A 17,589-nucleotide genomic window follows, 5' to 3' on the forward strand; every position below is an offset into this window, starting at 1 on the left:
CCGGCCGTCGCCGCCCTGACGCCGGCGTCGCGTACGTTTACCGCGCTCCCTGCCCCTGCGACCGCAACGGGATCGGGTTGTGCATGGGCAGCAGCGGCAGGAGCCGGTTCGCGATCGGCTCGAGCAGCGTCGCGCACCGCTCGGTCGACTCGGCGCCGAGCTGCCGCCACGGCCGCCCGGCGAGACGGTCGGTGACCGCTTCCACCTCGACGGATGCTTCCTCGCCGAGGATCGTGGCCGAACCGTCCGCGGCGAGCCAGCCCCGCTCCCGCAACCGCCCGGCGGCCGCGTCCCACTCGTCGTCGGTCCAGCCGCGGGCCGGCTGCATGACCTCCCGGACCGCGTCCCGGCCACACCGCAACACCAGCGACTCACACCCGTCGACCCCGGCCGTGAGCAGCGCGGCCACGTGCCCGTCGCCGCGGTGCTCGCGCAGAATCGTCGCGGCATGCCAGAGCCGGTCGAGGGCGTCGGTCGGCCACGGCAGGTCGGCGTTGGCCGCCCCGAGCGGCCGTCCGGGCAGGTCAACGGCGTGCGCGGCGGCCTCCAACAGGTCGGCGACCTCATCGATCGGGATGCCGTCGAGCAGCGGTTCCAGCGCGGCGCGGGTGCCCTCCCGCCGGGCGTCGAGCGCGGCCTGCGGCGTGATCCGGGTCCAGACATCCGGTAGCGCCCGGGTGACCATGCCGGGCGCGAAACCGAAGAACGTGGCGATGACCGGGCCGGACCCGATCGCCCCGAGCGGCGCGGCCCGCCCGGCGAAATATCGCCGCCAATACCCGCGAAGCCCGGCGGCTTCAAAGGCCGCCCCACCCTCCGGCGCAAAGTAGGTGACGGCATGCAGGGGCTCGAACAGCGACCACAGCCGCCGCTCAACGCTGGCTTCACTCATGCCCGCAGCAAACGCGCCCACCCACCCCTTGGTCAACCTTCGGCGCGCCGTCCTGCGCCGATCTTGTTGATCCGCTGTTCGGTCCGCGCGGGAAATCGACAGGCTTGAGGCGGCAGCAGCGGAGGCGGTCAGGTCACGGCGCGGAGGCCCATGCCGAGGCCGACCAGGACGACCAGGGCCGCGGTGGCGGTGGGGGCGCCGGCCGACAGACGCTGGGTGATTCGGCCCGCGCGGGCGGCGAAGCCGCCCAGCTTCCGCCGGGCGAAGACCAGGAGAAGGCCGACGGCGGTGAGGGTGCCGGCCATCCCGATGCCGTACGCGAGGACGAGCAAAACGCCGAGCATCGTGCGGCCCAACCCGATCGCCCCGAGCAGCACCACGAGCGCCGAAGGGCTCGGCACCAGCCCACCCGCCAGCCCGATCCCGGCCAGCCCAAGCCGCCCACCCGTCTTGCTGTGGGAGTGCGGGTGCCCGCCGTGATCATGGCCGTGTGAGTGTGAGTGGTCGCCGTGGTGGTGGATGGTTCCGGCGCGGCGGGAGCGTAGGGCGGTCACCAGCATCGCTATGCCTACGGCGGTTACCAGTACGCCGCTGGCGGCGGCCAACCAGGACAGGACCTGCTCGCCGGCCAGGGCCGTCGACGTGGTCAGCAGCAGGCCCACGACCAGGACTCCGCCGGTGTGGGCCAGGGTCACCGTGCCACCCACGGCCAGGGCGTCCCGGATGCGGCCCTTCCGCCCGGCGAAATACGCGGCCATCACCGTCTTGCCATGGCCGGGGAGGGCCGCGTGACCGGCGCCCAGCAGCAGGGCCAGCAAAAACGCCAGGAAAACCACCACCGGAGTCAGGTGGCCGCCGACCGCCGCCTCCACCCGGGATTGCGCGGTGGCGAGCCAGTCGGGGGCGGCGGTGCTGAGGCTGGGCGTGCCGGCCGCGGCCGCGCCGGACTCGCCAACCTGGATGGTGGCGGACCGGACGTCAGGTGCAGAGGCGAGCAGGTCCCGCGGATAGTCGGTGAGCTCGTGGCTGAGGCTGACGGCCGGTAACGCTGAGTTAAGCCGTACGCCCGCACCGACCGCGGTCAGCTCGCGCCAACCCACCCGGCCGGACCGGTAATCGTTGGACACCCGCAGGGTGGCCCGGTCCGACAGCGAGGCCGGCGCGCTCAGCCGGCAGGAGAGGCGGCTGGTGGCCAGGCCGCCCGCACCCGGCTTGATCTCGTAGGTGGGAGCGGTGACCGCCCAGCTCAGCCGCCCGTCGCCGACGGTGACGGCAAGCCCGGAAGAGTAACGCCCGCACTCCGACGCCGCGTAGGCCAAGGTCTCGGCGGGCGACAACGCACCGTCGCCGTCGGTGTCGATCTGCGGCTTCTCCTGCAGGGTCGGGATCTCGGCGATGTCGGCCAGCGCGAGCACGTCGACCCGGGACGGACTGAGCGTGAGACCGGCGTACTGGTTGATCGAGAAGTTGCCGAGCGGATGGGCCTGGGCCGGCGTGGCCAGGAGCGACACGACGGCGGCGGTCAGCGCGAGCACGATCAGCGGGCGGCGAAGTTTCATCGGAGGGCTCCGAGTGCGCGGCGGGCGTTGGGGGCGTCGACGGGCGAGAAGTACGGGTTGGTGGCCAGGGCGCGGGTCAGCTCGGTGCGGGCCTCGGCGGTGTGGCCGAGCGAAAGGTGGATGACGCCCAGGTGATAGGCGTAGGAGGCGGGGTGGGTGCCGGCCCGGGTCGCGTACCGCAGGGCCTCGGTGTCGTTCCCGGCCGCGTGCAGTGACCAGGCCAAGGTGTCGGCCACGTCGGGGTGCTGCCGGCGGGACCACTCGGCCCGGGCCGCGGCCACCGCGTCGGCCGGGCGTCCGGTGGCCAGGGCCAGGGCAGCGGTGGTCAGGCCGTCCCGGCCGCCGTTCGCGGTGAACAGCTGCTGAGCGGCCGCGGCCAGGGACAATTGATCGGTGGCCGGGCGGCCGGCGAGGTTGCGCAGTTCGGCGTACTCGATCAGGTAGGACGGGCTGGGCAGCCGGGCGGTCAGGTCGGCGTAATCGGCCAGGGCGCCGGCCAGGTCACCCTGCGCGGCCCGGACGCGGGCTCGGCCGCGCTGCGCGGCGGTGCTCGACGGGTCGGCGGTCAGCGCGGCCGCGTACTCGTCGGCGGCGGACCGCAGGTCTCCCCGGCCGAAGGCCAGGTCGCCCAGCTGGGTGCGGCAGAACGCGGCGTCGTGCGGGTCCACCGCGTCCGCGAGGGCCCGCCGCATCAGGGAATCCGCTGAAGCGATCTTGCCGCGTAGCTCCAGGTCGTAGGAGGCGCGGGCGTACGCCGCCAGGCCGGGCCGGGTGTCGAGCATTTTCTGTACGGCCTCGGTGGCGCCCGCGCCGTCGCCCAGCTGGGTCAGGGCGTCGGCCAGGACACCGTAGGCGTCGCCGTCGTTGGGTTCGAGCCGCAGCGCGGACCGGGCCTGGTCACGGGCGGTGCTGAAGTCGTGCCGGGCGTTGGCCAGCGCGCCCAGCACCACCAGCGCGTCACCGTTCGCCCGCAGCGCCTGCGACTTGCGGGCGGCCTGTTCGGCCTGCGGGTAGAGGGCGGGATCGGAGGTGATCCGGGCCTGCTCCAGATAGGCGCCGCCGAGTGCGGCCCAGCCGGCCCAGTCGCCGGGCACGTCGCGCAGATGCTGCTGGGCCCGGGCGATCCGGGCAGCCCGGGAATCAGGGACCTGAGCAGCGGAAACGGGAGTGGTGTCGCGGGGCCGGGCCACGATGCCGGCCACGGTCAGCAGGGCGGCCACGAGGCCTAGGCAGAGCAGGATGCGGCGCACGGTGATCCTCCACAGACAGACCCCGGGTGGACGCGGGGGGCGCCCACCCGGGGTGGTTCACATCGGGAGCGTCTGATCCGGGTCGGCGACGACCCGCGGGCGCCGGCGGCGCCGCATGAAGGCGAACAGGCCGAAGGCGAGAATCAGGGCGCCGAAGCCGGTCGCGCCGGTCGCATACGCGACGGGCTTGGTCATCCAGGTGTCGGTGGTTTCCGAGGCAGCAAGCGACTGTGAGGTGGCCGGGAGACCGGCGCCAACAGGATCAGTAGAGGTAGCGGTGGGGGCGGGAGCAACGCCGCCCTGGGAGTTCACCGCGACCGCGTTGGGCAGGGCCAGGTACGGGAAGCGGTCGCCGAAGCCGGTGTTGTTGGCATCCACCCCGTCCCCGGCGGCGAGTGCGTCGACCAGCTTGCCGGTCTGCGCCGCCCCCACCAGGGCCTGCAGCTCGATGTCGACCACGTCGTCGGTGAGCCGCCGCCCGTTCGGGAACCCCTGCAGGTCACCGCCGAGCACCCCGAGCCGGTTCGGCTGCCCGGTCACCGGCACCGACAGGTTGAGCCGCAGCTGTTCGGAGGGCTGGAACTTCCCGGCTCGTACATCCGCGTTGTTGAGCTGCGAATTGAGGTCGGCCTTGATCGGTCCGCCGGCCTTGGTGGTGATGCCGGTCAGGAAGATCTCGACCAGGTCGTTGCGTGGCGTCGCGGGCGCCGGAATCTGGTAGATCTGCTGGAGCAGTTGCGGCACCTCGGGGTTGGTGACCCGCTTGACCAGCGCGGGAATCTTCGCGTCCCGCTCGGGCGGGGTGGCGTTGAAGGTGTCCTTCAGCCCGGCCGGCACGACCACCTCGTTGACCAGCGGGTTCCCGAGCCGGGAGACCTGCACCTTGCCACCGCCGGCGGAGGAGCCGTCGGCCGCTCGGATCCGGTCGCGCTCGGTGGTGGTCCAGATGCCGACCACCGGGTTGCGGGTGGCGTCGCCACGCAGCGCCACGTCGGAGAACGGCACCTGCAGGGCGATGGTGTTGACGTTGTAACCGGCCAGCGTGTCGGTGCCGGTCTCGCTCAGGTCGCCGCCGTAGAGCAGGTCGAAAACCTGCAGGTCGAGGAAGAACGGATCATCGGCCTGACCGGCGAAAGTCTTCCAACCCCCAGGCAGGGTACGGGTGGCCTGGTCCCGCAGTTTGCCGTAGTCGGGCATCGACGCCCGCCCGACCCGGGACGGCACGACCGGCACACCCTGGGCCCGGGTCTTGAACGGTTCGCCGTTGAACGACGACTCGAGCGTGTACGTCTGCCGGAACAGCAGGTTCTCGTCGTCGAGCGAGGTGACCGGGCCGTTGTTGTAGAGGAAGGTGCCCGTACCCCGCTTGTCGATGTTCTGGAATTTCCAGCGGAAGACGGCGTCGGGCTTGGCGTCGCCGTCGTTGTCGACCTTGATGAGGTAGGTGGCGTCGGTGGCGAACGGGAAGAAGTTGGGGCCGCCGTTGGGCTCCTCGAACGGCTGCCAGTTGGCGATGAAGGTGAGATAGCCGGGGCGTTCGGGGCTGACGAACGCGTACAGGTCGGTGTTGTCGACGGCCGGGTCGGCCGCGATGAGCGGCGCTTCCCGGTGGCTCGATGCGGTGGCCGTGCCGGGGCCGAGGCCGTACACCGTGCCGGCGAGCAGGGCGCCCACGCCGAGCGTGGCCGCCAACCGCTTGCTGAGCGTCATGGTGGTGTCCTTCCGTGCCGGGACGTTGCTCTCGGCACGGAATTCGCCCCGGGACGGGCGGTGGCTTGGTGGTTGTGAGATTGCCGTCGGCGACCAATCCGGGTCGCCTCGAGCTACGAACGAACGGGATTGAAGCCGAACGGCAGCTCGAGCCGGTGCGTCTCCATCAGGGCCGGGTCGGCGAGCAGTTCGCCGGTGGGAGCGTCGGCGACGATCCGCCCGCCGTCCAGGATCACCGCGCGCGGGCAGAGCTGCAACGCGTACGGCAGGTCGTGGGTGACCATCAGGATGGTGATCGGCAGCCCGGTGAGGATCTCGTAGAGCTCGCGGCGGCTGGCCGGGTCGAGATTGGACGACGGTTCGTCGAGGACCAGCACCTCGGGGTGCATGGCGAGGACGGTGGCGACGGCGACCCGGCGGCGCTGGCCGAACGAAAGATGGTGCGGGGCGCGGTCCCGGTAATCGCCCATGCCGACCGCGCCGAGCGCCTCGTCGACGCGTTGCTGCAGCTCCGGGCCGCGCACACCGAGGTTGGCCGGGCCGAACGCGACGTCCTCGGCGACCGTGGGCATGAACAGCTGGTCGTCCGGGTCCTGGAAGACGATGCCGACCCGGCGCCGGATGTCGGCGAGCCGGGCGCGGTCGGCCGGGTCGACGCGGACGCCGGTGATCTCCACCGACCCCGACCCGCCGTGCAGGATGCCGTTGAGGTGCAGCACCAGGGTGGTCTTGCCGGCGCCGTTCGGCCCGAGCAGCGCCACCCGCTCACCCTCGGCGACGGTGAGGTCGACCCCCTGCAACGCCACGCTCCCGTCGGGGTAGGCGTAGTGCAGTCCGGTGATCCGCAGCGTCGGCGTCATGACAGAACGGTAACCAGCGCGATCCCCGCCGATGCGACCGGCAGCACCGCCGACGCCACCCACTGTGCGACCGGGGCCCGGCCCTGTTCGGGAGCGGGCAGCCGCCCGGTGTAGCCGCGCGACACCATGGCCAGGTAGACCCGTTCGCCGCGCTCGTAGGCGCGCAGGAACAGCGAGCCGATGCCGACCGCGAACGCCTTGACCTGCCACAGGAAGCGCGGGTCGTAGCCGCGGGACAGCCGGGCGATCCGCATCCGGCGGGCGTCGTCGGCGAGGACGTCCAGGTAGCGCAGCATGAACGTGGCGATCTGGGTGAACACCGACGGGCAGTGCAGCCGGTCGAGGCCGAGGATCAGGTCGCGGCTGGTGGTGGAGGCGGCCAGCAACAGCGAGGCGAGCACACCGAGGGTGCCCTTGGCGAAGATGTTCCAGGCGCCGTACAGACCGTCGACCGACAGCGAAAGGCCCAGCCAATCGATGCGCTCGCCGTGTCCGGCGAAGGGCAACCACACCGCGAGGAGTACGAAGGGCAGCTCGATCGTCGCGCGTCGGAGCAGCCAGGGAGCCGGGACCCGAGCCAGCACCGCGGCCACCGCGAGCAGCAGGGCGTAACCGGCGAACGCCACGAACTCGGTTCGCGGCGTCGCCACCACGACGATCGTGAACAGCACGGTTGCCGCGATCTTCACCTCGGGCGCCAGCCGGTGCACCGGGCTCGGCCGGTCCAGGTGGAGCGTGTTGTTCATGCCGGGGTGCGGCGCCGGGCCACCCAGAACAGGCCACCGCCGATCGCGAAGGTGAGCAGAACCCCGGCTACGCCGGCCAGACCGGTCGACAGGTACGGGTTGTCGATGCCCTTGATCCCGTAGTCGGCGAGCGGCGAACCGCCCAGCTGGTGGCCCTTCTCCTGCTGGGCCATGCAGGTGCCGCCGGTGATCTCGTCGTCGGCGTTGAACGTGCAGCCCTGGCGGGCGGCCGCGTCGAGGCCGTCCGGGCTGGACGAGGCGAAGTTGCTGACCACGCCGGCCAGCACCAGCGCGACGAACAGTCCGGCGAACCAGAACCACTTCCTCTTCATGCGGCCACCTCCACCGGCAACACCGCGGGCTTGCGGAACCGGCGCAGCGCATAGACCAAGTCGGGCCGGACCCGGGCGACCGTAGCCACCGTGGTCGCCGCGATCAGGCCTTCGCCGATGCCGATCAGGATGTGTACGCCGGCCATGGTGCCGGAGATCGCCGGCAGGGACAGCTGGGTGGTGCCGCCGAGTGCGTACTCCAGGACGAAGCCCTGGGACGCCACCACGACGCTGACGATCGAGGCGATGAGCGCCGAGGCGCCCAGCCCGCCGGGGTTCTTCGGCAGCACCCGGAGCAGGCCTGCCACCAGGAGATATCCAGCCGCGGTGCCGAGCAGTGCCATGTTCGTGATGTTCAGCCCGAGCGCGGTGAGGCCGCCGTCGGCGAACAGCAGACACTGGACGATCAGCACGGTCGAGACGCACAGCGCGCCGACCCACGGCCCGACCAGGATCACCGCGAGGGTGCCGCCGAGCAGGTGCCCGGAGACGCCCGGCAGGACCTGGAAGTTGAGCATCTGCACCGCGAAGATGAACGCCGCGACCAGCCCGGCCATCGGCACGAGCCGTTCGTCGAGATCGGCCCGCCCGCGTCGCACGCAGTAGGCGAGGGCCGCCACCGCGAACACCGCGAAGATCGCGGAAACCGGTCCGTTCACGATCCCGTTGGCGATGTGCATCGCCTGCACGTTCATTGCTGCCTCCCGCTGGCCACTCGGAGCCGTCAGCATATTAGGGATCAATGGCTATTGCATAGAGGTGGCAACAACGACACCGGGGCATCGATCTCAGTAAACGGACCAGTTGACCTTACCTATGGGTTGTGTGGGATATTCCCAGTCATGTCTGTGCACGTGCACTGGTTCTTACCGACCACCGGCGACAGCCGCACCGTGGTGGGCGTCGACGAGCGTGGCGGGCGCAGCACCCATCGCTCCGCCGATGCCGGGCTGCGGCAGCCTGACCTGGACTATCTCGCCCAGGTGGCGATCGCGGCGGAGCGCAGCGGATTCACCGGCGTGCTTACCCCGGTGGGCACCTACTGCGAGGACGCGTGGCTGACCACGGCCGCGCTGCTGCGCGAGACCAAGCGCCTCAAGTTCCTCGTCGCGTTCCGCCCGGGGTCGCTCACGCCGACGCTCGCCGCCCAGATGGCGGCCACCTATCAGCGGCACTCCGGCGGCCGTTTGCTGCTGAACATCGTCACCGGCAGCGACGCGGTCGAGCAGCGGCGGTTCGGTGACTGGCTCGATCACGACCAGCGGTACGCGCGCACCGACGAGTTCCTCAGCGTGCTGCGCGGTGCCCTGTCCGGCCGGCCGTACGACTTCGACGGCGAGCACTACACGGTGGCCGGCGCGACCGTCTCGGTCCCGCCCGACCCGCAGCCCACGCTGTACTTCGGCGGCTCCTCGAAGCCGGCCCTGGACGTGGCGGCCAAGCACGTGGACGTCTACCTGACCTGGGGTGAGCCGCCCAAGGCGGTGGCCGAGAAGATCGCCGCGGTGCGCGAGCGGGCCGACGCGCACGGCCGCACCCTGCGGTTCGGCATCCGGCTGCACGTGATCACCCGGGACACCTCCGCCGAGGCGTGGGGCGAGGCGGACCGGATGCTCGCCGCGCTGTCCCCGGCGGAGATCCGCCGGGCGCAGGAGTCGCTGTCCAAGGGTGACTCGGTGGGTCAGCAGCGGATGCTCGCCTTGCACGGCGGGCGCACCGACGCCCTCGAGGTGTCACCCAACCTGTGGGCCGGGGTCGGCCTGGTGCGCCCCGGGGCCGGCACCGCCCTGGTCGGCAGCCACGACGAGGTCGCCGACCGGATCGCCGAATACCACGACCTCGGCATCGACGAATTCATCCTCTCCGGCTACCCGCACCTCGAAGAGGCGTACCGGGTCGGCGAGGGCCTTCTTCCCGTATTGCGTTCCCGCGGCCTGCTGGCCTTTGACTAGGAGATACTTATGTCCAATTTGTCGAGAAGAAGTCTGCTCTTCGCCGCCGCCGGCAGTGCCCTCGCCGCCTGTGCCGGCCCGGGCGGCGACGATGAGAAGTCCACAAGCACCGAGGGCTTCGACGGCCCGGTCGAGGGGCAGCTGTCGTTCGCGCACTGGCGGGCCGAGGACAAGGACGTCCTCGAGCAGATCATCGCGAGCTTCGTGGCGAAGAACCCCAAGGTCACCGTGCGGCAGGACATCTCGCCGTCGAACGACTACCAGACCACCGCCCTGCAGAAGATCCGCGGCGGTGCGGTGGGCGACGCGTTCACCGCGTTCCGCGGTGCTCAGTTCACCCAGATCGCCGGCGCGGGCGTTTTTGCTGATTTGTCAGGGCAAGCCGATCTCCTGAGCAAATATGACGGCAAGTTGATCGCGGCCGGAAACGACAAAACCAAGCAACTGGGCCTGCCCTACCAGCTGGTCTTCAACATGCCGGTCACCAACGTGGACCTGTTGGCCAAGTACGGCTACACCGACCTGCCGAAGGACTGGGACGGCTTCCTGGGCCTGCTGGACGGGCTCAAGGCCAAGGGCGTCACCCCGATCGCCTGGCCGGGCGGGGACGCGGCGAACGCCGGTCAGCTGCTCAACACCATGGTCATGAACAACATCCCGACCGACGACGCGCTCGGCAAGTTCGAGACCGGCGAGGTCAAGGCGACCGACGAGTGGTTCGTGAACACCCTGAAGCAGTACGCGCAGCTGCGCCCGTACGTGCAGAACGGCGCCAACGGCACCTCGGCCGAGGCGGCCGCGCAGCTGTTCGCCACCCAGAAGGCCGCGCTGCTGGCCACCGGCTCGTTCCAGGCCGGTGCGGTGCGCAAGCTGGGCGCGAAGTTCCCGCTCGGCCTGTACGCCCCGATCACCACCACCGCCGACAAGGCCAAGTACGAGGGCGTCTTCAACGCGACCTTCATCCTCGGCATCAACGCGAAGTCCAGCAAGCAGGGTGCCGCCCTGGCCTGGCTCAAGCACCTCGCCGACCCGGCCGTGGCCGCCCTCTACGCCAACGGCACCTCGCAGCACGTCACCGTCAAGGACGTCGAGTACACCAACGAAGACCTCAAGTCGTTCGCGCCCTGGTTGACCAAGAAGACGCTGCTCGCGCCGCGTTTCCAGTTCAACAACCTGGACGTGCGCTCGGCCATCGAGAACGCCACCGTGCAGGTCGTCGGCGGCACCGACCCGGCGAAGGCGGCGGAGGCAGCACAGCGCGTGATCGACCAGAAGAAGTGAAGCAAAAGGCTCTGCTGCTGTTCCCGGTTCCGGCTCTGGTCCTGTACGGCGCGTTCTTCGTTCTTCCCGCCGTGCAGGGCCTGCAGTACTCGACCACCGACTGGGACGGCTACAGCCCGTCGTTCCAGAACGTCGGGCTGGACAACTTCCGGCGGGTGGTGACGGCCGACGACCAGTTCAGCAACGCGCTCGGCAACAACCTGAAGTTCCTGCTCACCGTGGTGCTCGGGCAGACCGTGCTGGCGCTGTTCCTGGCGGTGCTGCTGGCCGCCCGCAGTCGCGGGTCGACCTGGCTGCGCGGGCTGTTCTTCCTGCCGACGATCCTGTCCTCGGTGTCGGTGGCGTTCGTCTGGAAGTTCATCTACGACCCGAACTTCGGGCTGGCCGACCAGCTGCTCCGCCCGCTCGGGGTGACCAGCTCCTACCTCGGTGACGAGCAGAAGGCCGTCTTCTTCGTCGGGTTCGCCCAGATCTGGTTCCACGCCGGGCAGATGATGATCATCTACCTGGCCGGGATCAACCAGATCCCGGCCGAGCTGTACGAGGCCGCTCGCACCGACGGCGCCGGCCGCTGGCAGCAGTTCCGGCACATCACCTGGCCGCTTGTCGCGCCGGCCACCGCGCTGGTCGTCGCGTACACCACGATCCAGTCGTTCAAGGCGTTCGACCTGATCCTGGGGCTGGCCGGCAACCCGCCGCGCAGCGCGCTGGACATCCTCTCCACCCGGATCTACACCACCTTCGCCAACAACCAGCTCGGGTACGCGGCCGCCGAATCCGTCGTGTTCATGCTGGCGATCGCGCTGGTGACGTGGTTGCAGAACCGGGCCACGCGATTGGCACACCGATGAAGACCGGCCGCCGCGCTCTGCTCGGCTTCTACTCGCTGATCGTGATCGTCCCGCTGCTCGTCGTGGTGGGCGGCTCGTTCAAGACCACCCAGCAGCTGTTCGACTCGCCGTTCGGCCTGCCCACCCACCCGACCCTGGACAACTACGACACCGTGCTGCGCCAGCAGAATCTGTTACGGGTGCTGGGCAACAGCATCACGGTGGTCGCGGTCTCGGTGCCGGTCACGCTGATTTTGGCAAGCCTGACGGCGTACGCCGCGGCGCGGTTGCCTGGTTGGTGGGGTCGAGTGGTCTTCGGCATCTTCGCGGCCGGTCTCGCCGTGCCGGCCCAGGCCATGATGATCCCGCAGTATGTCCAGTTCGACCGGCTCGGCCTGCGCAACAGCCTGACCGGCCTGATGCTGATCAACGTGGTGGTGACGCTGCCGGTGGCGGTGTTCATCCTGACCGGCTTCATGCGGACCCTGCCGCAAGAGCTCTACGAGGCCGCCGAGCTGGACGGCGCCGGAGCGTGGACGACGTTCCGGAAGATCGCGGTGCCGCTGTCGTTCCCGTCGCTGGCCGCCACGTCGATCTTCCTGGTCGTCATGCACTGGAACGACCTGTTGTACCCGTTGCTGTTCATCGACGACCCGGCCAAGCGGACCCTGCCGCTGGCCCTGCTCGACTTCCAGGGCGAATATCTCACCGATTACCCGCTGCTGTTCACCGGCGTGGTGGTCGCGTCGGTGCCGATGGTGCTGGCCTACGCGTTCCTGCAGCGGCACTTCGTCGCCGGCATCACGGCCGGCTCGGTCAAGGGCTGAGGGGTGCCGGCCGACCCCGGCCGGCACCCTCAGGCAATTACTTGACGACGATCGTCTTCAGGATCTTGTCGGCGAACGTCTGCTTCTTCTCGTCCCACAGCGGCCACAGGTAGCCGATGTAGCAGGGCAGGGCGTCGATGATGTGCGTGATGTCGCGACCGAACGCCAGGCCAGCGCCGATCGGCTGACCGCTCTGCTCGCCGACCAGGCGCAGGCCAAGAGCCTTCTTGCCCCAGCTCTGCCCGGTCTTGCCGGCCTGGAACCAGCGGTTGTAGCCCTGGACGGCCAGGCCCAGCAGCCAGAAGATGAAGTAGAAGGCGTTGAGACCGTTGTCCCCGGTGCCGAGCACGCCGGCCAGGATGTAGAACGGAGCCGCGCAGAGCGCATCGATGAGGAAGGCGCCGACACGCGGGCCCCAACCGGCGAGGTTGACCGCCGGCGCGCCGTAGCCCGCCGGGGCGCCGTACTGCGGCTGGGCGTACTGCGGCTGACCGTATTGCGGCTGCTGCGGCTGGCCATAGGGCTGCTGCGGCGGCTGCTGGCCGTACTGCGGCGGCTGCTGGCCGTACTGGGGCTGCTGGTTGCCGTACGGGTCATTGTTCGGTGGGTAAGTCATCTCTCGCTGATCCTTTACGTGGCCCGGCCGAAGCCGAGCCGATGCAGTTGGAAGAGCCAACTCGCGACCGCGAGCAGCCCGATGAGCCGTGCGACCCACCGTCGCCTGTTCGGCGACCACGGTCGTGGTGGCCCCAGGACGCCCGCGGCACGTAACACCACGAGCGGAACCACGGCGACGACGAGCGCCGCCAGGCCAAAGATCAAAGGATTTGCTCCGAACGCCGCCCCGACCTCGCCTCGCACGAGGGCGATGGCGGCGGTGGTGAGACCGCAGGCCGGGCACGGCACGCCGGTCAGCGTGCGCAGCGGGCACGGCAGGGAGGCGCCGGTGTGGTCGGTGAGGACCGGCCAGACCGCAGCACCGACCCCGACGAGCAGGCCGAATCCGCCGACTCGCTCCGGGACGGAGAAGGTACGCAGGAAGACACCCCCGTGATCTCCAATTTCGATGGCCCGGAGATAGTAATCGGCGGATTCCGCACCGCGCGAGCCCCAAAAGCGCAGGTGACGGCCAACCGACAGGCCAATTTTCCGACTAATTAGACATTCTTCAAGTTAGTTTCCGGGAGAGCAGGGCCAGCAGCAGAGCCGTGCGGTCCTGAGCGGACGCCAGGCGATCGTCCGGTGCGAAGCCGAAGAACCGCAAGGGCCGCTCCGCGACACCCGCGGGAAGATCACCCCCGAGGAGTACGCCGAGGACCGCCGACCGCAAACCCCGGATCTGCTCGACGATGCCCTTGACGTGCTCACCGAGGCCGTGCGCAAGGTAGGCGGATGAGCTCCTGGAACCCACGCACCGGTGTCGCCGTCGCGGCCCCACCCGACTCCACCCCCGGTCAGGTCGACAACGCGGTCGCCGCGGCCGTCGCCGCCGCCGACGAGGTGGCCTCGGCCCGGCCGGCCGAGCGCGCCGCCTGGCTGGAGGCCATCGCGGCGGCCCTCGCGGCCGACCGGGACGACCTCGCGGAGTTGGCCGACGAGGAGGTCGGGCTCGGCATGCCCCGGCTCACCGGGGAGGCCGGGCGGGCGGCCGAGACGATCCGGTTCTACGCGTCGGTCGTGCGGGAGGGCGGCTGGCTCGGCGCGACCATCGAGGCCGGGCGACCCGACCTGCGGCGGATGCGGGTGCCGCTCGGGCCGGTCGCCGTCTTCGGGGCCAGCAACTTTCCGTTCGGGTTCGGGGTGCTCGGGCACGACACGGCGACCGCCCTCGCGGCCGGCTGCCCGGTCGTGGTCAAGGCGCATCCCGCGCACCCGCGGCTGTCGGCCGCGCTGGCGGCTCTGGCCGGGGACGCCCTCAACGGCGCGGGCGCCCCGGCCGGGGCGTTGAGCCTGGTCGCCGGGTTCGCGGCCGGTTCGCAGCTGGTCGCCCACCCGGAGATCAGGGCGGTGGCGTTCACCGGTTCGCAGCGCGGCGGGCTGGCCCTGTGGCGGCAGGCGGCGACCCGGGAGCAGGCGATTCCGGTCTTCGCCGAGATGGGCACGGTCAACGCGGCGGTGGTCACCGAAACCGCCGACCCGGACGAGGTGGCCGCCGGATTTGTCGGCTCCTTCACCCTCGGGATGGGACAGTTCTGCACCAAACCCGGCCTCCTGCTGGCGCCCGCCGGGCTGGCCGAACGTGTGGCCAAAGCCCTGGACCAGGCGAAACCTCAGGGCTGGCTGCTCACCGAGCAGATCGCGGCGACCTTCGGCGAGGGGGTGCTCGGGCTGGAAGGTGCCGGGGCACGCCTTCTTGCCCGTACGCCCGGAACTGGATCTGGATGGCAGGCGCAACCGGCCGTCCTGGCCGTCACACCGGACCGCCTGCGCCGGAATCCCGCCCTGCTGGAGGAGGTCTTCGGGCCGGTGGCCCTGGTCGCCGAATATGCCGACGTGGCCGAGCGGGACGCCGTCCTCGACGTGCTGCCGGGCAGCCTGGCCACCGCCGTGCACGCCGCGGCCGACGACCCCGACCTCCCGGCGCTAGTGGCCCGGTTGTCCCGGCGATGCGGCCGGGTCGTGGTCAACGGCTGGCCGACCGGCGTCGCGGTGGGCTGGGCCCAGCAGCACGGCGGACCCTGGCCGGCCACCACCGCGCCGGCCCACACCTCGGTCGGCAGCGAGGCCCTGCAACGATTCCTGCGTCCGGTCACGTTCCAGGACGCCCCGGACGCGGCGCTGCCCCCGGCGCTGCGGCGGGCGAATCCGTGGGGCATTCCGCGGCGCGGCGACGGATGACCAGCCCGCTTCATGGACCGGCCAGAACAAGGGATGGCGGGTAATGGTGCCGACCGAGGCGCTGCGCACTGTCTGATCTTCCGGGCGGGCCGGGCGGGGCGATAGGTTGACGCAGCTCACTGCCCACACTGGAGGTAGCCGCGTCATGAGTTCTCACCCCCTCGCCCGGCTGACCGCCGCCGAGATCGACCGGACCCGCGAGGTGCTGGCCGAGGCCGGCGCGCTGGCCGAGAGCACGCGATTCGCCTACGTCGGGCTCGCCGAGCCGGACAAGCGCCTGGTCCTGGCCGGTACGGCGGTGCCGCGCCAGGTGCGGGTGCTGCTGCTCGACCGGGCCACCGGCCTCGGGCGGGACTGCCTGGTCGACCTCACGGCCGGCGCGATCGCCTCGATCACCGAGGCGGACGCGGAGCTCGGCGGCCAGATGCCGATCCTCGACGAGGAGTTCATGGTCATCGAGGAGATCCTGGCCGAGTCGCCGGAGTGGCTGGCCGCCCTGGTCAAGCGCAACCTGCCGGTCGACGAGGTGCGGGCCTGTCCGCTGTCGGCCGGCAACTTCGACTACGAGGACGAGGTCGGCAAGCGGATGATCCGGGTGCTGGCCTTCCACCAGCCCGACCCGAAAGAGCTGGTCTGGGCGTACCCGATCGATGGTCTTGTCGCCTATGTGGATTTGACCGCGCGCACCGCGCACGCCGTCTACGACCACCAGGACCACCCGATTCCGCGGGAGAAGGCCGAGTGGGACGTCCCGCCGCGGGACACGCTCAAGGCCATCGAGATCACCCAGCCGGACGGGCCCAGCTTCGCGGTCGAGGACGACGTGGTGACCTGGGAGAAGTGGCGGCTGCGGATCGGCTTCGACATGCGCGAAGGGCTGATCCTCAACGAGATCTCGTTCGACGGGCGGCCGATCGTCTACCGCGCCTCGATCGCCGAGATGGTGGTCCCGTACGCGGACCCGTCGCCGGCCCGGTTCTGGCAGAACTACTTCGACACCGGCGAATACCTGTTCGCGCGGTACACGAATTCGCTCGAGCTCGGCTGCGACTGCCTCGGCGAAATCCACTACTTCGACGCCACCCTCGCCGACGAGCAGGGCGCGCCGCGGGAGATCCGCAACGCGATCTGCATGCACGAGGAGGACTACGGGGTGCTGTGGAAGCACACCGACCTGTTCAACGAGATGGCCGAGACCCGTCGTCAGCGCCGGCTGGTGATCTCGTTCTTCGTGACCATCGGCAACTATGACTACGGTTTCTACTGGTACCTGTACCTCGACGGGACCATTCAGCTCGAATGCAAGGCGACCGGAGTGGTATTCACCTCGGCCTATCCGGGCGAGGGTTACCCGTACGCCACGGAAATCGCGCCCGGTCTCGGCGCTCCGTTCCATCAGCATCTTTTCTCGGCCCGCCTGGACATGACGGTGGACGGGGTGCGGAACGCGGTCGACGAGGTGGACGCGGTGCGGGTGCCGGTCGGGCCGGAAAACCCGTACGGCAACGCCTTCGCTCGCCGTACCACCCGCCTGGCCAGCGAATCGGCGGCGCAGCGGCTGGCCGAACCGGCCGCCGGCCGGGTCTGGCACATCGTCAACCCGGAGGTCAAGAACCGGCTCGGCCAGCCGGTGGGTTATGCCCTGCACCCGGCCGGTCTGCCGGTGCTGCTCGCCGACGACTCGTCGTCGATCCACCAGCGAGCGACGTTCGCGACCAAGCACCTGTGGGTGACGCAGTACGCGCCGGACGAGCGCTATCCGGCCGGTGACCTGGTCAATCAGAGCCTCGCCGGGGCGGGGCTGCCGGCCTGGACGGCGGCCGACCGGCCGCTCGACGGCGAGGACATCGTCGTCTGGCACACCTTCGGCCTGACCCACTTCCCGCGGCCCGAGGACTGGCCGATCATGCCGGTCGACTACGCCGGCTTCACCCTCAAGCCGTACGGATTCTTCGATCGCAACCCGGCCCTCGACGTCCCCAAGTCGGCGGCCCGGCACTGTCACTGAGGTGAAGAGAAGAGCCCGCATGCGGGCTCTTCTCTTGGTTAAAGTCTGCTGTTAACTCACTGTGTTTCGGCTGTGTACGGAAAGCCCTGAAGATCCGGCGGGTGGCTGCAGCGCGCTTTAGGATCTTGAAACACCGGACGGACGGCTCGATGAGCTGGCGCCTGTTGGCGACCAACAATCGTGACCTGGGCCGGGCCGCCAGCGCGTACGCCGATGCCGCCGCCTGTCGAGCCGCCGTGCGCTGGCTCCAGGAGCACGCCGGCGATCTGCGGGTTTCGATCCATCGGGCCGGGCCGTCCACCTGGAGCTGGCGCATCGCCGCCGGGGAGACCGTCGTCGCCCTCTCCAGCCGCGCCTATCAGCGTCGCATCCAGGCCGAACAGGCTGCCTCGATTGTCGTCGTCCTGATTCCGGATGCCGAACTGGCCGGTATGGATCAGTCCCGTCGCTGATTGCCCGTTACGGCGGCAAACCATGGTTCGCATTCGTCCGTCGTTCACCGAA

The 17,589-nt window shown here is 70.3% G+C and carries 18 protein-coding genes; 7 read left to right on the top strand and 11 right to left on the bottom strand.

Features of this window, described 5'->3' with window-relative positions; genetic code table 11:
• Window positions 1-37 precede the first annotated feature (37 nt).
• The 8 genes from Ate02nite_RS38990 to Ate02nite_RS39025 all read right to left on the bottom strand — a co-directional run bounded on the left by Ate02nite_RS38990 (window position 38) and on the right by Ate02nite_RS39025 (window position 8,044).
• On the bottom strand, window positions 38-892 hold the full coding sequence (locus tag Ate02nite_RS38990; RefSeq protein ID WP_203812930.1) for an SCO6745 family protein: 855 nt from the start codon (window positions 890-892) through the stop codon (window positions 38-40).
• 128 nt (window positions 893-1,020) lie between these two features.
• A complete protein-coding gene (locus Ate02nite_RS38995; RefSeq protein ID WP_203812931.1) occupies window positions 1,021-2,451 on the bottom strand; it encodes a hypothetical protein in 1,431 nt (476 codons plus the stop codon).
• The gene (locus Ate02nite_RS39000) at window positions 2,448-3,701 is read right to left on the bottom strand and encodes a tetratricopeptide repeat protein (protein WP_203812932.1); all 1,254 of its coding nucleotides are present in this window, start codon (window positions 3,699-3,701) and stop codon (window positions 2,448-2,450) included. The genes Ate02nite_RS38995 and Ate02nite_RS39000 overlap by 4 nt, the downstream gene beginning before the upstream one ends.
• A 57-nt stretch (window positions 3,702-3,758) precedes the next feature.
• Window positions 3,759-5,411, bottom strand: coding sequence for a DUF4331 domain-containing protein (locus Ate02nite_RS39005; protein WP_203812933.1), 1,653 nt, complete (start codon window positions 5,409-5,411; stop codon window positions 3,759-3,761).
• Window positions 5,412-5,524: 113 nt separating this feature from the next.
• Window positions 5,525-6,271, bottom strand: a complete 747-nt coding sequence (locus Ate02nite_RS39010; RefSeq protein WP_203812934.1) for an energy-coupling factor ABC transporter ATP-binding protein — start codon at window positions 6,269-6,271, stop codon at window positions 5,525-5,527.
• Window positions 6,268-7,017, bottom strand: a complete 750-nt coding sequence (gene cbiQ, locus Ate02nite_RS39015) for a cobalt ECF transporter T component CbiQ (RefSeq protein WP_203812935.1) — start codon at window positions 7,015-7,017, stop codon at window positions 6,268-6,270. Before cbiQ ends, Ate02nite_RS39010 begins: the two co-directional genes overlap by 4 nt.
• Window positions 7,014-7,349: a PDGLE domain-containing protein gene (locus tag Ate02nite_RS39020; RefSeq protein WP_203812936.1), complete on the bottom strand. Its 336-nt coding sequence runs from the start codon at window positions 7,347-7,349 to the stop codon at window positions 7,014-7,016. The genes cbiQ and Ate02nite_RS39020 overlap by 4 nt, the downstream gene beginning before the upstream one ends.
• On the bottom strand, window positions 7,346-8,044 hold the full coding sequence (locus tag Ate02nite_RS39025) for an energy-coupling factor ABC transporter permease (protein ID WP_203812937.1): 699 nt from the start codon (window positions 8,042-8,044) through the stop codon (window positions 7,346-7,348). The genes Ate02nite_RS39020 and Ate02nite_RS39025 overlap by 4 nt, the downstream gene beginning before the upstream one ends.
• 147 nt (window positions 8,045-8,191) lie before the next feature.
• On the opposite strand from Ate02nite_RS39025, the gene Ate02nite_RS39030 reads away from it, so the two are divergent.
• Genes Ate02nite_RS39030 through Ate02nite_RS39045 form a run of 4 tightly spaced genes read left to right on the top strand, consistent with a single transcriptional unit; the run spans window position 8,192 to window position 12,239 of the window.
• A complete protein-coding gene (locus Ate02nite_RS39030; protein ID WP_203812938.1) occupies window positions 8,192-9,301 on the top strand; it encodes an LLM class flavin-dependent oxidoreductase in 1,110 nt (369 codons plus the stop codon).
• Between the two features lie 9 nt (window positions 9,302-9,310).
• Complete coding sequence (locus tag Ate02nite_RS39035) at window positions 9,311-10,582, top strand: ABC transporter substrate-binding protein (protein ID WP_239148026.1); 1,272 nt, start codon at window positions 9,311-9,313, stop codon at window positions 10,580-10,582.
• On the top strand, window positions 10,579-11,433 hold the full coding sequence (locus Ate02nite_RS39040; protein WP_203812939.1) for a carbohydrate ABC transporter permease: 855 nt from the start codon (window positions 10,579-10,581) through the stop codon (window positions 11,431-11,433). Before Ate02nite_RS39035 ends, Ate02nite_RS39040 begins: the two co-directional genes overlap by 4 nt.
• A complete protein-coding gene (locus tag Ate02nite_RS39045; RefSeq protein WP_203812940.1) occupies window positions 11,430-12,239 on the top strand; it encodes a carbohydrate ABC transporter permease in 810 nt (269 codons plus the stop codon). Before Ate02nite_RS39040 ends, Ate02nite_RS39045 begins: the two co-directional genes overlap by 4 nt.
• Before the next feature lie 37 nt (window positions 12,240-12,276).
• Here the strand turns inward: Ate02nite_RS39045 and Ate02nite_RS39050 are convergent, their stop codons facing one another.
• The 3 genes from Ate02nite_RS39050 to Ate02nite_RS39060 are packed head-to-tail and all read right to left on the bottom strand — an operon-like array spanning window position 12,277 to window position 13,650.
• Window positions 12,277-12,855 carry an RDD family protein gene (locus Ate02nite_RS39050; RefSeq protein ID WP_203812941.1) on the bottom strand — a complete coding sequence of 193 codons (579 nt, stop codon included), beginning with the start codon at window positions 12,853-12,855 and terminating at the stop codon, window positions 12,277-12,279.
• A 14-nt stretch (window positions 12,856-12,869) separates the two neighbouring features.
• Window positions 12,870-13,397: a DUF2752 domain-containing protein gene (locus tag Ate02nite_RS49755; protein ID WP_307873299.1), complete on the bottom strand. Its 528-nt coding sequence runs from the start codon at window positions 13,395-13,397 to the stop codon at window positions 12,870-12,872.
• Between the two features lie 10 nt (window positions 13,398-13,407).
• Window positions 13,408-13,650 (bottom strand): hypothetical protein, encoded by a 243-nt coding sequence (locus Ate02nite_RS39060; protein ID WP_203812942.1) that lies wholly within the window; start codon window positions 13,648-13,650, stop codon window positions 13,408-13,410.
• On the opposite strand from Ate02nite_RS39060, the gene Ate02nite_RS39065 reads away from it, so the two are divergent.
• The 3 genes from Ate02nite_RS39065 (at window position 13,632) to Ate02nite_RS39075 (ending at window position 17,537) form a co-directional block, all read left to right on the top strand.
• Complete coding sequence (locus Ate02nite_RS39065; RefSeq protein ID WP_203812943.1) at window positions 13,632-15,077, top strand: aldehyde dehydrogenase family protein; 1,446 nt, start codon at window positions 13,632-13,634, stop codon at window positions 15,075-15,077. The genes Ate02nite_RS39060 and Ate02nite_RS39065 overlap by 19 nt on opposite strands.
• A gap of 145 nt (window positions 15,078-15,222) precedes the next feature.
• Entirely contained in the window at window positions 15,223-17,085 is a 1,863-nt protein-coding gene (locus tag Ate02nite_RS39070; RefSeq protein ID WP_203812944.1) for a primary-amine oxidase, read from the top strand.
• A 149-nt stretch (window positions 17,086-17,234) separates the two neighbouring features.
• Window positions 17,235-17,537, top strand: coding sequence for a hypothetical protein (locus tag Ate02nite_RS39075; RefSeq protein ID WP_203812945.1), 303 nt, complete (start codon window positions 17,235-17,237; stop codon window positions 17,535-17,537).
• The last annotated feature ends 52 nt before the right edge of the window (window positions 17,538-17,589 follow it).

Source organism: Paractinoplanes tereljensis (genome assembly GCF_016862435.1).
Taxonomy (GTDB): domain Bacteria; phylum Actinomycetota; class Actinomycetes; order Mycobacteriales; family Micromonosporaceae; genus Actinoplanes; species Actinoplanes tereljensis.